Genomic DNA, 17,090 nt, shown 5'->3' on the forward strand with positions numbered 1-17,090 from the left:
GAAGCTCGAAGAAAACGAAGTCGATCCATGGACGTCAAGACCGGTCTGTTCTATCTGTTTGCCGCGGTGCTGCTGTTCGCAGCCTTCCGCGTCATCACCGCGCGCAACCCCGTGTATGCGGCGCTCTACCTGGTGCTGGCGTTCTTCCAGGCATCGGCCATCTGGCTCCTGCTGCGCGCGGAATTCCTCGCGATCTCGCTGGTGCTGGTCTACGTCGGGGCGGTGATGGTGCTGTTCCTGTTCGTCGTCATGATGCTGGACATCAATGTCGAGGGCCTGCGCGAGGGCTTCTGGAAGCACTTCCCGCTGGCCGCCGGCGTCGGCGCGCTGATCGCGCTCGAGATGGCCGCGGTGCTGATGGGCGGCTTCCGCCTGAGCGCGCCCAAGAGCCCGCTGGCTTCCGGCCCGGACACCTCGAACACGCTCGAACTCGGCAAGCTGCTCTATACGGAATATCTCTACCCGCTGGAGATCGCCGCCGTGATCCTGCTGGTGGCGATCATCGCCGCCATCGCGCTGACCCTGCGCCGCCGCAAGGACAGCAAGTACGTGAACCCGGCCGACCAGGTCCGCGTGAAGGCGCGCGACCGCGTGCGCATCGTGCAGGTGCCCGTCACGCGCCAGGCTGAACCGGTTGCGGAACAACCCGCGGCCGCAGCGGAGACCAAGGCATGACGCTCACGCTCGGACATTTCCTCTCGCTCGGCGCGATGCTGTTCGCGCTGTCGGTGATCGGCATCTTCCTGAACCGCAAGAACCTGATCGTGCTGCTGATGTGCGTGGAGCTGATGCTGCTCGCGGTCAACATGAACTTCGTCGCCTTCTCGTATTTCCTCGGCGACATGCACGGCCAGATCTTCGTCTTCTTCATCCTGACGGTCGCGGCGGCCGAGTCGGCCATCGGGCTGGCGCTGCTGGTGCTGCTGTTCCGCAACAAGTCGAACATCAACGTCGACGAGCTCAACGCGCTCAAGGGCTGAAGAAGGTTTACTCATGAGCGCTACTCTTTCCGCATCCACCCTGCTGGCCGTTCCGCTGGCGCCGCTGGTCGGCGCCGTCGTCGCCGGCCTGTTCGGCACCAAGTTCGGCGGCAACCACATCGGCCGCCGCGTCACCCATTCGCTGACCATCCTCGGCGTGCTGGTGTCCTTCATCATCTCCGCCATGACGCTCAAGAGCGTGGTGAGCGACGGCGCGCATTTCAATGCCACCATCTACGAGTGGATGATGGTCGGCGGCCTGCGCATGGAAGTCGGCTTCCTGGTCGACGGCCTGACCGCGATGATGATGTGCGTCGTGACCTTCGTGTCGCTGATGGTGCACATCTACACCATCGGCTACATGGAAGAAGACGAGGGCTACAACCGCTTCTTCGCCTACATCTCGCTGTTCACCTTCTCGATGCTGATGCTCGTCATGAGCAACAACATGCTCCAGCTGTTCTTCGGCTGGGAGGCGGTGGGCCTGGTGTCCTACCTGCTGATCGGCTTCTGGTACAACCGGCCGACCGCGATCTTCGCCAACATGAAGGCCTTCCTGGTCAACCGCGTGGGCGACTTCGGCTTCATCCTCGGCATCGGCCTGATCGCCGCCTATGCCGGCACGCTGAACTACGGCGAAGCCTTCGCCAAGGCCGATGCGCTGGCCAAGATCACGTTCCCGGGCACCGAGTGGATGCTGATCACGGTGATCTGCATCTGCCTGTTCATCGGCGCGATGGGCAAGAGCGCGCAGTTCCCGCTGCACGTCTGGCTGCCCGATTCGATGGAAGGCCCGACCCCGATCTCGGCGCTGATCCACGCGGCGACCATGGTCACGGCCGGCATCTTCATGGTGGCGCGCATGTCGCCGCTGTTCGAGCTGAGCGACACCGCACTGAGCTTCATCCTCGTGATCGGCGCCATCACCGCGCTGTTCATGGGCTTCCTGGGCGTCATCCAGAACGACATCAAGCGCGTGGTGGCCTATTCCACGCTGTCGCAGCTCGGCTACATGACGGTGGCGCTCGGCGCCTCGGCCTACTCGGTCGCCGTGTTCCACCTGATGACCCACGCCTTCTTCAAGGCGCTGCTGTTCCTCGGCGCCGGCTCGGTGATCATCGGCATGCACCACAACCAGGACATGCGCTGGATGGGCAACGTGCGCAAGTACATGCCGATCACCTGGATCACCTCGCTGGTGGGCTCGCTGGCGCTGATCGGTACGCCGTTCTTCTCGGGCTTCTATTCGAAGGACAGCATCATCGAGGCGGTGCACGAGAGCCACCTGTGGGGTTCGGGCTTCGCCTACTTCGCAGTGCTGGCGAGCGTGTTCGTCACCGCCCTGTATTCGTTCCGCATGTATTTCATGGTCTTCCACGGCAAGGAGCGCTTTGACCAGAACCCGGACGCGCACCACGACGACCATGGCCACGGCCACGACGACCATCACGAACCGCACGAGTCGCCGTGGGTGGTCTGGGTGCCGCTGGTGGCGCTGGCGATCCCGTCGGTCGTGATCGGCTTCATGACCATCGGGCCGATGCTCTACGGCGATTTCTTCAAGGGCGCGATCTTCGTCGACGCCGGCAAGCACGAAGCCATGAAGGAGCTGGCCGAGGCCTTCCACGGCCCGGTGGCGATGGCCATCCACGGCCTGACGGCAGCGCCGTTCTGGCTCGCGCTCTCCGGCGTGGTGGTGGCCTGGTACCTGTACCTGATCAATCCGGCAGTGCCGGCCGCGATCAAGCGCGCCTTCGGCCCGATCTACACCCTGCTCGAGAACAAGTACTACATGGACTGGTTCAACGAGAACGTCATCGCACGCGCCACCCGCGCCCTGGGCACCGGGCTCTGGAAGGGCGGCGACCAGGGGATCATCGACGGCGGCATCGTCAACGGCTCCTGGAAGCTGGTCGGCCGCATCGCCGGCGCGGTGCGCTGGCTGCAGTCGGGCTATATCTATCACTACGCCTTCTCGATGTTGATCGGCATCTTCATCCTGATGTCGTACTTCGTCTGGTTCAAGCGCTAAGCGGCTCTCTGGAGAAAAACAAAAATGGGTTTGTTGAGCCTTGCCATCTGGATGCCGATCGTCATCGGCGCCGTGCTGTTGGCCTTCGGTCGGGATGAGCACGCCAGGGGCGTCCGCTGGGTCGCGCTCGTCGGCTCGATCGCGAGCTTCCTGGTCACGCTGCCGCTCTGGTCGCGCTTCCAGAACGGCACCGCAGCGATGCAGTTCGTCGAGAAGGCGCCCTGGATCCAGCGCTTCAATATCAGCTACCACATCGGCCTGGACGGCATCTCGTTCTGGCTGGTGCTGCTGACCGCCTTCATCACCGTGATCGTCGTGATCTCGGCCTGGCAGGTGATCACCGAGCGCGTGAACCAGTACATGGGCGCCTTCCTGATCCTCTCGGGCTTCATGATCGGCACCTTCTCGGCGCTCGACGGCCTGCTGTTCTACGTCTTCTTCGAAGCCACGCTGATCCCGATGTACCTGATCATCGGCATCTGGGGCGGCCCGAACAAGATCTACGCGGCCTTCAAGTTCTTCCTCTACACGCTGCTCGGCTCGCTCCTGATGCTGGTCGCGCTGATCTACCTGTACAACCAGTCGGGCGGCAGCTTCGACATCCTGACCTGGCACAAGCTGCCGCTGTCGGGCACCGCGCAGACCTTCCTGTTCTTCGCCTTCTTCGCGGCCTTCGCGGTCAAGGTGCCGATGTGGCCGGTCCACACGTGGTTGCCGGACGTGCACGTCGAGGCTCCCACGGGCGGTTCCGCGGTGCTGGCGGCGATCATGCTGAAGCTCGGCGCCTACGGCTTCCTGCGCTTCTCGATGCCGATCGCACCCGATGCCTCGCACGAATGGGCCTGGCTCATGATCGCGCTGTCGCTGATCGCGGTGATCTACGTCGGCCTGGTGGCGCTGGTCCAGCAGGACATGAAGAAGCTGGTGGCCTATTCGTCGGTCGCCCACATGGGCTTCGTGACGCTCGGCTTCTTCATCTTCAACGAACTCGGCGTGGCCGGCGGCATCGTCCAGATGATCGCCCACGGTTTCGTCTCGGGCGCGATGTTCCTGTGCATCGGCGTGCTCTACGACCGCGTGCACTCGCGCCAGATCGCCGACTACGGCGGCGTGGTCAACACCATGCCCAAGTTCGCCGCCTTCGCGCTGCTGTTCGCGATGGCCAACTGCGGCCTGCCCGCGACCGCCGGCTTCGTCGGCGAATGGATGGTGATCCTCGGCGCGGTCAAGGCCAACTTCTGGCTCGGCTTCGGTGCCGCCACGGCACTGATCTTCGGCGCCGCCTACACGCTGTGGATGTACAAGCGGGTCTACCTGGGACCGGTCGCCAACGACCATGTCAAGGAACTCTCCGACATCGATGCACGCGAGTTCCTGATGCTGGCACTGCTCGCTGCGGCGGTGCTGTGGATGGGCCTCTATCCGAAGCCCTTCACCGATGTGATGAATGCCTCCGTGGATGGGTTGCTGCAGCACATGTCCATCTCCAAGCTGCCGTAAGAGAAAAAGATGATTGACAAACTCAGCTGGATGACGATCTACCCCGAGGTGGTATTGCTGATCATGGCCTGCGTCATTGCGCTGGTCGATCTCGCCTCGACCAGCCCGCGCCGCACCGGCACCTACGTGCTGACCCTGCTCACGCTCGCGATCATCGCGGTGCTGACCGGCTTCAACGCCTCCCTGGGCAAGACGATCTACGGCTTCGGCGGCATGGTGGTCAGCGACCCGATGGGCAACTGGCTCAAGTGCTTCTCGACCCTTGCGCTGATGGTCACGCTGGTCTACGGCCGGCCCTATGCGGCCGACCGCGGCATGCTGCGCGGCGGCGAGATGTTCACGCTCAGCCTGTTCTCGCTGCTGGGCATGTTCGTGATGATCTCGGGCAGCAACTTCCTGCTGATCTACCTCGGCCTCGAATTGCTGACGCTCTCCAGCTACGCGCTGGTGGCGCTGCGCCGCGACAACGCGGTCGCCAGCGAAGCCGCGATGAAGTACTTCGTGCTCGGCGCGATGGCCAGCGGCTTCCTGCTGTACGGCCTGTCGATGATGTACGGCGCCACCGGCTCGCTCGACATCAACCAGGTGGTCAAGGCGATCGCCAGCCGCCAGGTGAACCACCAGGTGCTGGTGTTCGGCCTGGTCTTCATCGTCGCCGGCCTGGCCTTCAAGGTCGGGGCTGCCCCGTTCCACATGTGGGTGCCCGACGTCTACCAGGGCGCGCCGACCGCGGTCACGCTGATGATCGGTGCCGCGCCCGAACTGGCCGCCTTCGCGATCATCATCCGCCTGCTGGTCGAAGGCCTGCTGCCGCTGGCGTTCGACTGGCAGCAGATGCTGGCGCTGCTGGCGATCGCCTCGCTGCTCGTGGGCAACCTGGCGGCCATCGCGCAGACCAACCTCAAGCGGATGCTGGCCTACTCGACCATCGCGCAGATGGGCTTCATGCTGCTCGGCCTGGTGGCGGGCGTGGTCAACGGCAACACCTACAACGCCCAGTTCGCCTACAGCGCCGCGATGTTCTACATCGTGACCTACGTGCTGACCACGCTGGCGAGCTTCGGCATCATCCTGCTGCTGGCGCGCGAAGGCTTCGAGAGCGAGGAGATCACCGATCTCGCCGGCCTCAACCAGCGCAGCCCGCTGTACGCCGGCGTGATGGCGATCGCCATGTTCTCCCTGGCCGGGATTCCCCCGCTGGTCGGCTTCTACGCCAAGCTGGCGGTGCTGCAGGCGCTGATCGCCTCGGGCCAGGCGATCTACATCGGCCTCGCGGTGTTCGCGGTCGTGATGTCGCTGATCGGCGCCTTCTACTACCTGCGGGTCGTCAAGGTGATGTACTTCGACGCCCCGGTGACGGCGAGCACGGTGTCGGCACCGGGCGACGTGCGCACCGTGCTGACGCTCAACGGCGCCCTGATCCTGATCCTCGGGATCGTGCCTGGCGGCCTCATGACGCTGTGCGCGAACGCGATCGTGGCCACTCTGGCCACCTGAGCGCCACGTGTCGCAGAGCGCGTCGGTCTGGATGGTGCTGGGCGTCGCGCTGCTGGCGGCCAACCTGCCTTTCCTCAACGAGCGCCTGTTCGCGCTGGTGCCGCTCGCGGCGCACCGCAAGTCGCTGGCCATCCGGCTGGGCGAACTGGTGATCCTCTATTTCGCCGCCGGCGGCATCGGACTGCTGTTCGAGCGCCGGGTCGGGCAGATCGCATCTCAGGGCTGGGAGTTCTATGCGGTCACGGGCGCGCTCTTCGTGGTGCTCGCCTTTCCCGGCTTCACCTGGCGCTATCTCATGAAGCACCGACACGCTGGGCACTGACATGACCGACAAGCACCTCAAGGAAGAACTCACGGCCAGCGAACTGCTGTTCAAGGGCAGCTTCCTGCATGCCAAGCGCGACACGGTGCGCCTGCCCGACGGCCACAGCGCGACGCGGGAGTACGTGGTGCACCCGGGCGCCGTCGTGGTGGTGCCGCTGCTCGACGACGGCCGCGTGGTGCTGGAGCGCCAGTTCCGCTACCCGGTCGGCCATGTGATGACCGAGTTCCCGGCGGGCAAGCTCGACGCCGGCGAGGAGCCGCTGTCGTGCGGCCAACGCGAACTGCTCGAGGAAACCGGCTACACGGCCCGCGAGTGGGCGCGCGCCGGCGCGATGCACCTGGCGGTCGCCTATTCGACCGAGATCATCCATGTCTATTTCGCCCGCGGCCTGACGCTGGGCGACCGGCAGCTCGACCACGGCGAGTTCCTCGACGTGATCGCGGCCACGCCCGAGGAACTGATGGCCTGGTGCCGCGACGGCACGGTGTCGGACGCCAAGACCCTGACCTGCACCCTGTGGCTGCAAAACGTGCTGTCGGGCGCATGGGTGCTCGACTGGCACGACGCGTCTTCGCCCGTCGGCAGATAATCGGGGCATGAAGGTCCTCAACCTCCAGTGCGCCCATGGCCACGGTTTCGAGGGGTGGTTTGCGTCGCAGGACGCATTCGACACCCAGCTTGCCGACGGCCTGGTCGAGTGTCCGATGTGCGGTGACACCGCCATCACCAAGCTGCTGGCCGCGCCGCGGCTGAACCTCGGCAGCTCGAAGCCGCCGGCCGAGAAGCCGGCGCAGCCCGTGGCCGTCGATTCGCCCGAGGCCCGCTGGATGCGCGCGGTGCGCGAGGTCATGGCCCGGACCGAGGACGTCGGCGAGCGCTTCGCCGACGAGGCGCGCAAGATGCACTACGGCGAAGCCGAGGAGCGCGGCATCCGCGGCAAGGCCACGCCCGAACAGGCGCAGAGCCTGGCCGACGAGGGCATCCCGGTGTTTTCGCTGCCGCTGCCGGCGGCGTTGAAGGAAACGCTGCAGTAGTAGCCGGGCGGCCGCTCAGGCAGCCACGGCCGCCGCCTGCGGCGCCGCGAACTGCAGGGCGGCCAGCCTTGCGTACACCCCGTCCTGCGCCACCAGCGCCGCGTGGGTTCCCTGTTCGACGATGCCGCCGTGGTCGAGCACCACGATGCGATCGGCTTTCTGCACGGTGGCCAGGCGGTGCGCGATGACCAGCGTGGTGCGTCCCGCCATGGCCGATTCGAGCGCCGCCTGCACCATCCGCTCGCTCTCGGCGTCGAGCGCGCTGGTGGCTTCGTCGAGCAGCAGCAGCGGCGGGTTCTTGAGCATCGCGCGCGCGATCGCGATGCGCTGGCGCTGGCCGCCCGACAGGCGCACGCCGCGCTCCCCCAGGAAGGTGTCGTAGCCCTCGGGCAAGGCCCGCAGGAAACCGTCCGCGAAGGCGGCGCGGGCCGCCGCATGGACCTCTTCGACGCTGGCGTCGGGCCGGCCGTAGCGAATGTTCTCGAGCGCGCTGGCCGAGAAGATCACGGCGTCCTGGGGCACCAGGCCGATGCGCTGGCGCAGCGCCTCGAGCGACAGCGCCGCGAGCGGCGTGCCGTCGAGCGTGATGCGGCCCGACTGGGGGTCGTAGTAGCGCAGCAGCAGCTGGAACACGGTGCTCTTGCCGGCGCCGCTCGATCCGACCAGCGCCACGGTCTCGCCGGGCGCGACATCGAGACTGAAATCGCGCAGGGCAGGGGTTCCGGGGCGAGAGGGATAGTGGAAGCCCACGCCTTCCAGGCGCAGGGCGCTGCCGGCCGCTGGCACCGGCGCCTGGGCCGGCTGCTCGGGCGACAGGATCACGGGCCGCGCATGCAGCAGCTCCATCAGGCGCTCGGTGGCGCCAGCGGCGCGCAGCAGGTCGCCGTAGACCTCGCCGAGCACCGCGGCGGCGCTGGCCAGGATGATCACGTAGACCACGGTCTGGCCCAGGTGGCCGGCCGTGATGTCGCCGCGCAGCACCGCCTGCGTGCCCTGGTAGAGGCCCCACAGCAAGGCGGCCGAGGTGGCGATGATGATGAAGGCCACCAGCACCGAGCGCGCCCGCGTGCGGCGCACCGCGGTGCGGAAGGCGCTGTCGGTCGAGGCGTCGAAGCGCGCGGACTCCCGGGCCTCCGCGGTGTAGCTCTGCACCACCGGAATCGCGTTCAGCACCTCGGCCGCGATCGCGCTGGAGTCGGCCACGCGGTCCTGGCTGGCGCGCGAGAGCTTGCGCACCCGGCGGCCGAACCACATGCTGGGCAGCACCACCAGCACCAGGATGCCGAGCACCTGGACCATCACGTAGGGATTGGTCCAGACCAGGATCGCCAGCGCGCCGACGCCCATGACCGCGTTGCGCAGCCCCATGCTCAGCGAGGAACCGACCACCGTCTGGACCAGCGTGGTGTCGGCGGTCAGGCGCGACAGCACCTCTCCGGTCTGGGTGGTCTCGAAGAATTCGGGGCTCTGGCGCAGCACATGGGCGTAGACCGCGTTGCGCAGGTCGGCCGTGACGCGCTCGCCGAGCCAGCTGACCGTATAGAAGCGCGCCGCCGAGAACAGCCCCAGCGCCACCGCGACTGCGAACAGGGCGACGAAATGCTCGCGCAGCGCCATGGTCTGCGCGCCCTTGTCGTTGCTGACGAGGCCGCCGTCGATCAGGCTGCGCAAGGCGATCGGGAACACCAGCGTGGTCGCCGCCGCCATGACCAGGAAGACGATCGCGAGCACGATCTGCGTGCGATAGGGGCGCAGGAAAGGCGCCAGACCCGACAAGGATTTCGGCGATCCCTTGGCGGGCGAGGGGGAAGAGGAGGCCATAGCGCGGTCATTCTAGCTAAACGCTTGCCCCACCAAAGGCAGCCTTGACAGTAATTGCCGAGGCAACTAATATTCGGGTATGTCCGAATCCCAGACCCCCGAAGTGCGCCCCGAGCCGGCTGCGCCCAGCCAGCTGCCGGCGGTCGAGGCCTTCTACAAGGCCGAGAACTATCGCGCCGAGGAGAGCATCGGCTACATGATGCGCCGCATCCTGAGCGCGGTGGCCCAGGCGGTCGAGCTCAACATGTGCGAGCCCGGCGGTCCGACCTACCCGCAGTGGGTGCCGCTGCACAAGCTGCACATGGGCAAGGTCACGACGGTGGCCGAACTGGCGCGCGAATGCGAGCTCGACACCGGCGCCATGACCCGCCTGCTCGACCGCCTCGAGGCCAAGGGCCTGTGCCGCCGCGTGCGCTCGGTCGCCGACCGGCGCGTGGTCCACATCGAACTCACCGACGAGGGCCGTGCCGCGGCCCGCGAGGTGCCCGAGATTCTCAGCCGCGTGCAGAACGAGCACCTGGCCGGCTTCAGCCATGAGGAGTGGGAACAGCTCAAGGGCTACCTGCGCCGCATCCTCGACAACGCACAGGCCCTGTCGGCCCGTGGAGAAAAAAAAGATGAAACGACTTCTTCCTGAGCGTGCCTTGCGCCGTGCCGCGCCTGTCGCCGCCGCCGTGCTGGCACTGGCCATCGCGGGATGCGCCGACATGGGCGCGATCAACGCGAACCCGAAGATGCAGACCGCCGAGAGCCTCGGCCTCGGTGCCGCAGCGGCGACGCCGGCGCTCGACAGCCAATGGTGGCTGGCTTTCGGCGACCCGCAGCTCGATGCGCTGGTCGACCAGGCCATCGCGGGCAACCCCAACCTGCAGGTCGCCCAGGCCCGTCTTGCGCGCGCCCGGGCCTCGGTGATGAGCGCCGAGGCGGCCGACAAGCCGCAGATCAACGGCGGGCTCGACCTCACGCGGCAGAAGTTCAGCGAGAACTACATCTACCCGGCGCCGCTCGGCGGCTCGGTCCAGGAAACCGGCACGCTGCAGTTCAGCGCCGGCTGGGAGATCGACTTCTTCGGCAAGAACCGCACTGCGATCGAGGCCGCGCTGGGCACCGCCAATTCGGCCGCGGCCGAAGCCGATGCCGCACGCGTGCTGCTGGCCAGCAACGTGGCCCGCGGCTACGTCCAGTGGGCGCGGCTGAACGATCGGCTGGTGGTCGCCGAGCGCGCACTGGCGCAGCGCGAAGAGCTGCTCAGGCTGGTGCGCGACCGCGTCTCGGCCGGTCTCGACACGCGCCTGCAGCTGAAGCAGAGCGAAAGCAGCGTGCCCGAGGCACGCCAGCAGATCGAGGCGATCAACGAGCAGATCGCGATCGCGCGGCATGCGCTCGACGCCCTGGTCGCCAAGCCCAACGCGACGCAGTCGCTGACGCCGCCGAGGCTGGCCAATCTCAAGGCGATGGCCTTGCAGCAGACCATCCCGGCCGACCTGCTGGGCCGGCGCGCCGACATCGCCGCCGCCCGCTGGCGCGTCGAGGCCGCCACCAGCGATGTCGCCAACGCGAAGACGCAGTTCTATCCGAACGTCAACCTGGTGGCCTTCGCGGGCTTCCAGAGCATCGGCTTCGACAACCTGCTGAAGTCGAGCAGCCAGCAGTGGGGCGTGGGTCCCGCGATCCGGCTGCCGATCTTCGAAGGCGGCCGCCTGCGCGCCAACCTGCGCGGCAAGTCGGCCGATCTCGACGCCGCGATCGACAGCTACAACGCCACCGTCATCGATGCGGTGCGCGATGTCGCCGACCAGGTGACGAGCGTGCAGTCGGTGGCGCGCCAGCAGGTGCAGCAGAAAGAGGCGCAGGAAGCGGCCGAGGCTGCGTACGACATCGGCCTGCAGCGCTACAGCGCCGGCCTCGGCAACTACCTGGACGTGCTGACCGCCGAAGTCACGGTGCTGGCGCAGCGCCGCGATGGCGTCGACCTCGCCGGCCGTGCGCTCGAGAGCCAGGTCGGCCTGGCGCGCGCGCTGGGTGGCGGCTGGCAGCCGACGGACGCCAACCACGCCGCCGCCGAGCCCGCGCCCCGGCACCCCTGATACCTCCGAACATCGCTCCGAATCCGAAAGACACTGTCATGGAAAACAGCAACAACACCCAAGCCGCTGCGTCTGTCGAACCCGTCACCCAGGCGCCCGCGGCGAGCAGCAAGCGCCGCCGCGCGCTGACCGCGCTGGCCTCGGTCGTGGTCCTCGCCGGCGCCGGCTGGGCCGCCTACGAATGGCTGGTCGCCAGCCACTACGAATCGACCGACAACGCCTACGTGCAGGGCAACGTGATCCAGATCACGCCGCAGATCGGCGGCACCGTGATGGCGATCATGGCCGACGACACCGACCTGGTGAAGGCCGGCCAGCCGCTGGTGCAGCTCGACCCCTCGGACGCCAAGGTGGCGCTCGAGCAGGCCGAGGCGGCGCTGGCGCAGGCGGTGCGCCAGGCGCGCACGCTCTATGTCAACAACGGTTCGCTGGCGGCCCAGGTCACGCTGCGGCAGGCCGACATCGTGCGCGCGCAGAGCGACATCGCGCGGGCCCAGGACGACCTCAAGCGCCGCCAGGCCCTGGCCGGCAACGGCGCGGTGTCGAAGGAAGAACTGAACCACTCCGAGACCGCGCTCGCCAACGCCAGGAGCCAGCTGGCCGCGGCGCAGGCAGGCGTGCTGTCGGCCCGCGAGCAGCTCGCCAGCAACCAGTCGCTGACCGAAGGCACCAGCGTCGAGCAGCATCCCAGCGTGCTGGCCGCCGCGGCCAGGGTGCGCGAGGCCTATCTCGCGACCCAGCGCGTGGCGATGCCGGCGCCGGTCGAGGGCTACGTGGCCAAGCGCACCGTGCAGCTCGGCCAGCGCGTGGCCGCCGGCACGCCGATGATGTCGATCGTGCCGCTGAACCAGCTGTGGGTCGATGCCAACTTCAAGGAAGTGCAGCTGCGCAACATCCGCATCGACCAGCCCGTGAAGCTCACGGCCGACCTGTACGGCAAGAAGGTCGAGTACGACGGCCGGGTGGCCGGCCTCGGCGTCGGCACCGGCGCCGCCTTCGCGCTGCTGCCGGCGCAGAACGCCACCGGCAACTGGATCAAGGTGGTGCAGCGGGTGCCGGTGCGCATCGCGCTCGACGCCGAGCAGCTCAAGGCCAACCCGCTGCGCGTCGGCCTCTCGATGGACGCCGAGATCGACGTCTCCAAGAAAGACGGCAAGGCGCTCGCCGATGCACCGCGCGGCAGCGCGCTGATCCAGACGCAGGTCTACAGCCAGCTCGACAGCGGCGCGGACGCCGAGGTCGCGCGCATCATCGCCGCCAACCTGGGCCGTGACGCGCAGCGCAAGGCGCCAGGCCCGAACGTCGCACCGGCCGCACCGGCTGCGTCGCCAGCCCATCCGGGCTGATCGGGCGACCGCGCGCGATGTCGAACGCCACCGCTCCCACGCCGATCCAGCCGCTCGAGGGCTCCGCCCGCGTCTGGGGCACGATCGCGCTGTCGGCCGCGACCTTCATGAACGTGCTCGACACGTCGATCGCCAACGTCTCGCTGCCGGCCATCGCCGGCGACCTCGGCGTCAGCTCGACGCAGGGCACCTGGGTCATCACGAGCTTCGCGGTGGCCAACGCCATCGCGGTGCCGCTGACCGGCTGGCTGACGCAGCGCTTCGGCCAGGTACGCCTGTTCATGACCAGCGTGCTGCTGTTCATCATCAGCTCGTGGCTCTGCGGGCTGGCGCCCAACATGACGACGCTGATCGCCTTCCGGGCGTTGCAGGGCTTCGTCGCCGGGCCGATGATCCCGCTGTCGCAGACGCTGCTGCTGTCGAGCTATCCGCGCGCCAAGGCGGGGCTGGCGATGGCGATGTGGTCCATGACCACGCTGGTGGCGCCGGTGATGGGGCCGCTGCTCGGCGGCTGGATCACCGACAACATCTCCTGGCCCTGGATCTTCTACATCAACATCCCGGTCGGCCTGATCGCCGCGGGCATCACCTGGGCCATCTACCGCAAGCGGGAGAGCGCGACGCGCAAGGTGCCGATCGACGGCATCGGGCTGGCGCTGCTGGTGATCTGGGTCGGCGCGATGCAGCTGATGCTCGACAAGGGCAAGGAGCTCGACTGGTTCCATTCGGCCGTGATCCTGACACTGGCCGTGGTGGCGCTGGTCGGCTTCGCCTTCTTCCTGATCTGGGAGCTGACCGACAAGCATCCGGTGGTGGACCTGTCGCTGTTCAAGCGGCGCAACTTCTGGTCGGGCGCGTTCGCCACCGCGGTGGCCTACGGCCTGTTCTTCGGCAACGTCGTGATCCTGCCGCTGTGGCTGCAGCAGTTCATGGGCTACACCGCGACCCAGGCCGGCATGATCATGGCGCCGGTCGGGATGCTGGCGATCATCTTCTCGCCGATCGTCGGACTCACGGTCGGCAAGGTCGACCCGCGCCGCTACGCGACCTTCTCGTTCCTGGTGTTCGCGCTGGTGCTGTGGATGCGCTCCAACTTCAACACCCAGGCCGACTTCTGGACGATCATGATCCCGACCATCATCCAGGGCGTGGCGATGGCCTTCTTCTTCATCCCGCTGGTGACCATCACCTTGTCGGGCCTGCCGCCCGATCGCATTCCTGCGGCTTCCGGCCTGTCGAATTTCCTGCGCATCACCGCGGGCGCGATCGGCACTTCGGCCGCGACCACGCTGTGGGAGAACCGGGCCGCCCTGCACCATGCGCAACTGGTCGAGTCGGTCAACAGCGGCAGCACCGCGGCCAACAGTGCGATCGCGAACTTCGGCGCCAGCGGCTTCAGTCCGGAGCAGGTGCTGGGCCAGATCAATCGGCTGGTCGACCAGCAATCCTTCATGCTGGCCTCCAACGACGTGTTCTACGGCTCGGCGATCCTGTTCCTGTTCCTGATTCCGCTGGTCTGGCTGGCGAAACCCGCCAAGGGCCCCGGAGCCTCCGACGCCGCAGCCGGCGCGCACTGATCTTCGGCCGGGCAACCTGGGCGCGAGTTCAGGTTGCATTGCAGCATAGGCATTTGCCCCAGTAGGAAATTCTTTCCACCCCCGCAAACAATGCGGTCCGCGTTTCGAAGTACGCATAAATGGACCGCATGACTGATCTTTCCTGCCAGCAATCGGGTGACCGCGCGAGATGAGCGACATCATTCTCGAAACACGCCAGCTCACCAAGGAATTCAAGGGTTTTACCGCGGTCAGCAAGGTCGATCTCTCGGTCGTGCGCGGCTCGATCCATGCGCTGATCGGCCCCAACGGTGCGGGCAAGACCACCTGCTTCAACCTGCTCACGAAGTTCCTCGAGCCGACCTCCGGCACCATTCTCTTCAACGGGATGGACATCACGAAAGAGCGGCCGGCGCAGATCGCGCGGCGCGGCATCATCCGCTCGTTCCAGATCTCCGCGGTGTTCCCGCACCTGACCCTGCTTGAGAACGTGCGGCTCGGCTTGCAGCGCGCACTCGGCACCTCCTATCACTTCTGGAAGAGCGAGAAGTCGCTCAAGCCGCTCGATGCGCGCGCGCGGGCGCTGCTGGCCGAAGTCGGCCTCGAGGACCTGGCCGACGAGCTGACCGTGAACCTGCCGTACGGCCGCAAGCGCGCCCTCGAGATCGCGACCACGCTGGCGATGGAGCCCGAACTGATGCTGCTCGACGAACCGACGCAGGGCATGGGCCACGAGGACGTGCACCGCGTCGCCGAACTGATCAAGCGCGTGTCGGCCGGCCGCACGATCCTGATGGTGGAGCACAACATGAGCGTGGTCTCGACCATCGCCGACACGATCACGGTGCTGCAGCGCGGCGCCGTGCTGGCCGAAGGCCCCTATGCCGAGGTCTCGAAGAATCCGCAGGTGATGGAGGCCTACATGGGCACCACCGACGGCGCACTCCAAGGGGCGCATTGATGGCCGTCCCCGCACTCGAAATCAAGGACCTGCAGGCCTGGTACGGCGAATCGCACGTGCTGCACGGCGTCGACATGGTGGTGCAGCCCGGCGAGGTGGTCACCCTGCTGGGCCGCAACGGCGCCGGCCGAACGACCACCATGCGCGCCGTGCTCGGCCTGACCGGCGCCCGCAAGGGCAGCATCAAGGTCAACGGCACCGAGACGATCCACATGCCGACCCACCGCATCGCACACCAGGGCATCGGCTACTGCCCGGAGGAGCGCGGCATCTTCGCCAGCCTCTCGTGCGAGGAAAACCTGCTGCTGCCGCCGCCGCTGAAGGGCGCCGGCAAGGGCATGTCGGTCGACGAGATCTACGCCATGTTCCCGAACCTCGCCGAGCGCCGCAACAGCCAGGGCACGCGGCTGTCGGGCGGCGAGCAGCAGATGCTGGCGGTGGCGCGCATCCTGCGCACCGGCGCGCGGCTGCTGCTGCTCGACGAGATCTCCGAAGGCCTGGCGCCGGTGATCGTGCAGGCGCTGGCCCGGATGATCCACACGCTGCGCGGCAAGGGCTACACGGTGGTCATGGTGGAGCAGAACTTCCGCTTCGCCGCACCGCTGGCCGATCGTTTCTACGTGATGGAGCACGGCCGCATCGTCGAGAAGTTCGCCGCCTCCGAGCTCGAAGCCAAGATGCCGGTGCTCAACGAACTGCTCGGTGTCTGATTTTCTGCAACCCCCAGATCGGAAGGAGACAACCATGAAGAACCAGTTCACTGCGCTGACCCTCGCCATCGCGGCCCTGGCGCTCGCCTCGGGCGCAGCGCAGGCGCAGGAAAAGGTGAAGATCGGCTTCGTCACCGACATGTCCAGCCTGTACGCCGACCTCGAAGGCAAGAACGGCGCGCTCGCCATCCAGATGGCGATCGACGACTTCGGCGGCAAGGTGCTGGGCCAGCCGATCGAGCTGCTGACCGCCGACCACCAGAACAAGGCCGACATCTCGGCCTCGAAGGCGCGCGAGTGGATCGACACCGACGGCGTGACCATGATCTTCGGCGGCACCAACTCCGGCACGGCGCTGGCCACCGCGAAGGTGGCGCAGGAAAAGAAGCGCGTTTACTTCAACAACGGCGCCGCATCCTCGGCGCTCACCAACGAGCAGTGCAGCCCGTACACGGTGCACTACGCCTACGACACGGTGGCGCTCGCCAAGGGCACCGGCGCAGCGGTGGTCGATCGCGGCGGCAAGTCGTGGTTCTTCCTGACCGCCGACTACGCCTTCGGCCATGCCCTCGAGGCCGACACCACGGCGGTGGTCAAGGCCAAGGGCGGCACGGTGGTCGGCGCGGTGCGCCATCCGCTCAACGCCTCGGACTTCTCGTCCTTCCTGCTGCAGGCGCAGAACTCCAAGGCGCAGATCCTGGGCCTGGCCAACGCCGGCGGCGACACCATCAACTCGATCAAGGCGTCGAAGGAATTCGGCATCGGCAAGACCATGAAGACGGCGGGTCTGCTGATCTTCCTGAGCGATGTCCACAGCCTGGGCCTCAAGAACACCGAAGGCCTGCTGCACACCACCAGCTGGTACTGGGACCTGAACGACGACACCCGGAAGTTCGCCAAGCGCTTCTTCGACAAGACCAAGCGCATGCCGACCGATATCCAGGCGGCCGACTACTCGGCCACGACGACCTACCTGAAGGCGGTGCAGGCAGCCAAGACCACCGACTCCGACAAGGTGATGGCCGAGCTCAAGAAGACGCCGATCAACGACTTCTACGCCAAGGGCGTGATCCGCGCCGACGGCCGCATGGTGCACGACATGTACCTGGTCGAGGTGAAGTCGCCGGCCGACTCCAAGCAGCCCTGGGACTACCTCAAGGTGAACGCCACGCTGCCGGGCGACCAGGTCTTCACGACCAAGGCCGACTCCAAGTGCGCGCTCTGGAAATGACGCGCCGACT

Annotated in this window: 16 protein-coding genes; 15 read left to right on the forward strand and 1 reads right to left on the reverse strand. The window is 67.0% G+C overall.

The window, feature by feature from the left end; genetic code table 11:
- The first annotated feature begins 27 nt into the window (after positions 1–27).
- The 8 genes from QTI45_RS01745 to QTI45_RS01780 are packed head-to-tail and all read left to right on the forward strand — an operon-like array spanning position 28 to position 7,368.
- Entirely contained in the window at positions 28–675 is a 648-nt protein-coding gene (locus QTI45_RS01745; protein ID WP_286371384.1) for an NADH-quinone oxidoreductase subunit J, read from the forward strand.
- Complete coding sequence (nuoK, locus tag QTI45_RS01750; RefSeq protein ID WP_286371385.1) at positions 672–980, forward strand: NADH-quinone oxidoreductase subunit NuoK; 309 nt, start codon at positions 672–674, stop codon at positions 978–980. Before QTI45_RS01745 ends, nuoK begins: the two co-directional genes overlap by 4 nt.
- Positions 981–993: 13 nt before the next feature.
- Entirely contained in the window at positions 994–3,012 is a 2,019-nt protein-coding gene (gene nuoL, locus QTI45_RS01755) for an NADH-quinone oxidoreductase subunit L (RefSeq protein ID WP_286371386.1), read from the forward strand.
- 24 nt (positions 3,013–3,036) lie between these two features.
- Complete coding sequence (locus QTI45_RS01760) at positions 3,037–4,512, forward strand: NADH-quinone oxidoreductase subunit M (RefSeq protein WP_286371387.1); 1,476 nt, start codon at positions 3,037–3,039, stop codon at positions 4,510–4,512.
- Positions 4,513–4,521: 9 nt separating this feature from the next.
- Complete coding sequence (gene nuoN / locus QTI45_RS01765) at positions 4,522–6,009, forward strand: NADH-quinone oxidoreductase subunit NuoN (protein ID WP_286371388.1); 1,488 nt, start codon at positions 4,522–4,524, stop codon at positions 6,007–6,009.
- A gap of 7 nt (positions 6,010–6,016) precedes the next feature.
- Positions 6,017–6,331 (forward strand): DUF2818 family protein, encoded by a 315-nt coding sequence (locus QTI45_RS01770; protein ID WP_286371389.1) that lies wholly within the window; start codon positions 6,017–6,019, stop codon positions 6,329–6,331.
- A gap of 1 nt (position 6,332) precedes the next feature.
- Positions 6,333–6,923 carry an NUDIX domain-containing protein gene (locus tag QTI45_RS01775; protein WP_286371390.1) on the forward strand — a complete coding sequence of 197 codons (591 nt, stop codon included), beginning with the start codon at positions 6,333–6,335 and terminating at the stop codon, positions 6,921–6,923.
- A gap of 7 nt (positions 6,924–6,930) precedes the next feature.
- Positions 6,931–7,368: a DUF1178 family protein gene (locus tag QTI45_RS01780; protein WP_286653326.1), complete on the forward strand. Its 438-nt coding sequence runs from the start codon at positions 6,931–6,933 to the stop codon at positions 7,366–7,368.
- A 15-nt stretch (positions 7,369–7,383) separates the two neighbouring features.
- Here the strand turns inward: QTI45_RS01780 and QTI45_RS01785 are convergent, their stop codons facing one another.
- A complete protein-coding gene (locus tag QTI45_RS01785; protein ID WP_286371392.1) occupies positions 7,384–9,189 on the reverse strand; it encodes an ABC transporter transmembrane domain-containing protein in 1,806 nt (601 codons plus the stop codon).
- A gap of 79 nt (positions 9,190–9,268) precedes the next feature.
- Between QTI45_RS01785 and QTI45_RS01790 the strand changes: the two genes are divergently transcribed.
- The 7 genes from QTI45_RS01790 to QTI45_RS01820 all read left to right on the forward strand — a co-directional run bounded on the left by QTI45_RS01790 (position 9,269) and on the right by QTI45_RS01820 (position 17,080).
- Complete coding sequence (locus QTI45_RS01790; protein WP_286371393.1) at positions 9,269–9,826, forward strand: MarR family winged helix-turn-helix transcriptional regulator; 558 nt, start codon at positions 9,269–9,271, stop codon at positions 9,824–9,826.
- Entirely contained in the window at positions 9,807–11,276 is a 1,470-nt protein-coding gene (locus tag QTI45_RS01795; RefSeq protein WP_286371394.1) for an efflux transporter outer membrane subunit, read from the forward strand. Before QTI45_RS01790 ends, QTI45_RS01795 begins: the two co-directional genes overlap by 20 nt.
- Before the next feature lie 38 nt (positions 11,277–11,314).
- Positions 11,315–12,622: an HlyD family secretion protein gene (locus QTI45_RS01800; protein ID WP_286371395.1), complete on the forward strand. Its 1,308-nt coding sequence runs from the start codon at positions 11,315–11,317 to the stop codon at positions 12,620–12,622.
- Between the two features lie 17 nt (positions 12,623–12,639).
- Complete coding sequence (locus QTI45_RS01805; RefSeq protein ID WP_286371396.1) at positions 12,640–14,199, forward strand: DHA2 family efflux MFS transporter permease subunit; 1,560 nt, start codon at positions 12,640–12,642, stop codon at positions 14,197–14,199.
- A gap of 169 nt (positions 14,200–14,368) precedes the next feature.
- Positions 14,369–15,139, forward strand: a complete 771-nt coding sequence (locus QTI45_RS01810; RefSeq protein ID WP_286371397.1) for an ABC transporter ATP-binding protein — start codon at positions 14,369–14,371, stop codon at positions 15,137–15,139.
- Positions 15,139–15,849: an ABC transporter ATP-binding protein gene (locus tag QTI45_RS01815; RefSeq protein ID WP_286371398.1), complete on the forward strand. Its 711-nt coding sequence runs from the start codon at positions 15,139–15,141 to the stop codon at positions 15,847–15,849. The genes QTI45_RS01810 and QTI45_RS01815 overlap by 1 nt, the downstream gene beginning before the upstream one ends.
- A gap of 34 nt (positions 15,850–15,883) precedes the next feature.
- Positions 15,884–17,080 carry an ABC transporter substrate-binding protein gene (locus tag QTI45_RS01820; protein ID WP_286371399.1) on the forward strand — a complete coding sequence of 399 codons (1,197 nt, stop codon included), beginning with the start codon at positions 15,884–15,886 and terminating at the stop codon, positions 17,078–17,080.
- Positions 17,081–17,090: the final 10 nt, after the last annotated feature.

This window comes from Variovorax saccharolyticus, from assembly GCF_030316765.1.
Taxonomy (GTDB): Bacteria; Pseudomonadota; Gammaproteobacteria; order Burkholderiales; family Burkholderiaceae_C; genus Variovorax; species Variovorax saccharolyticus.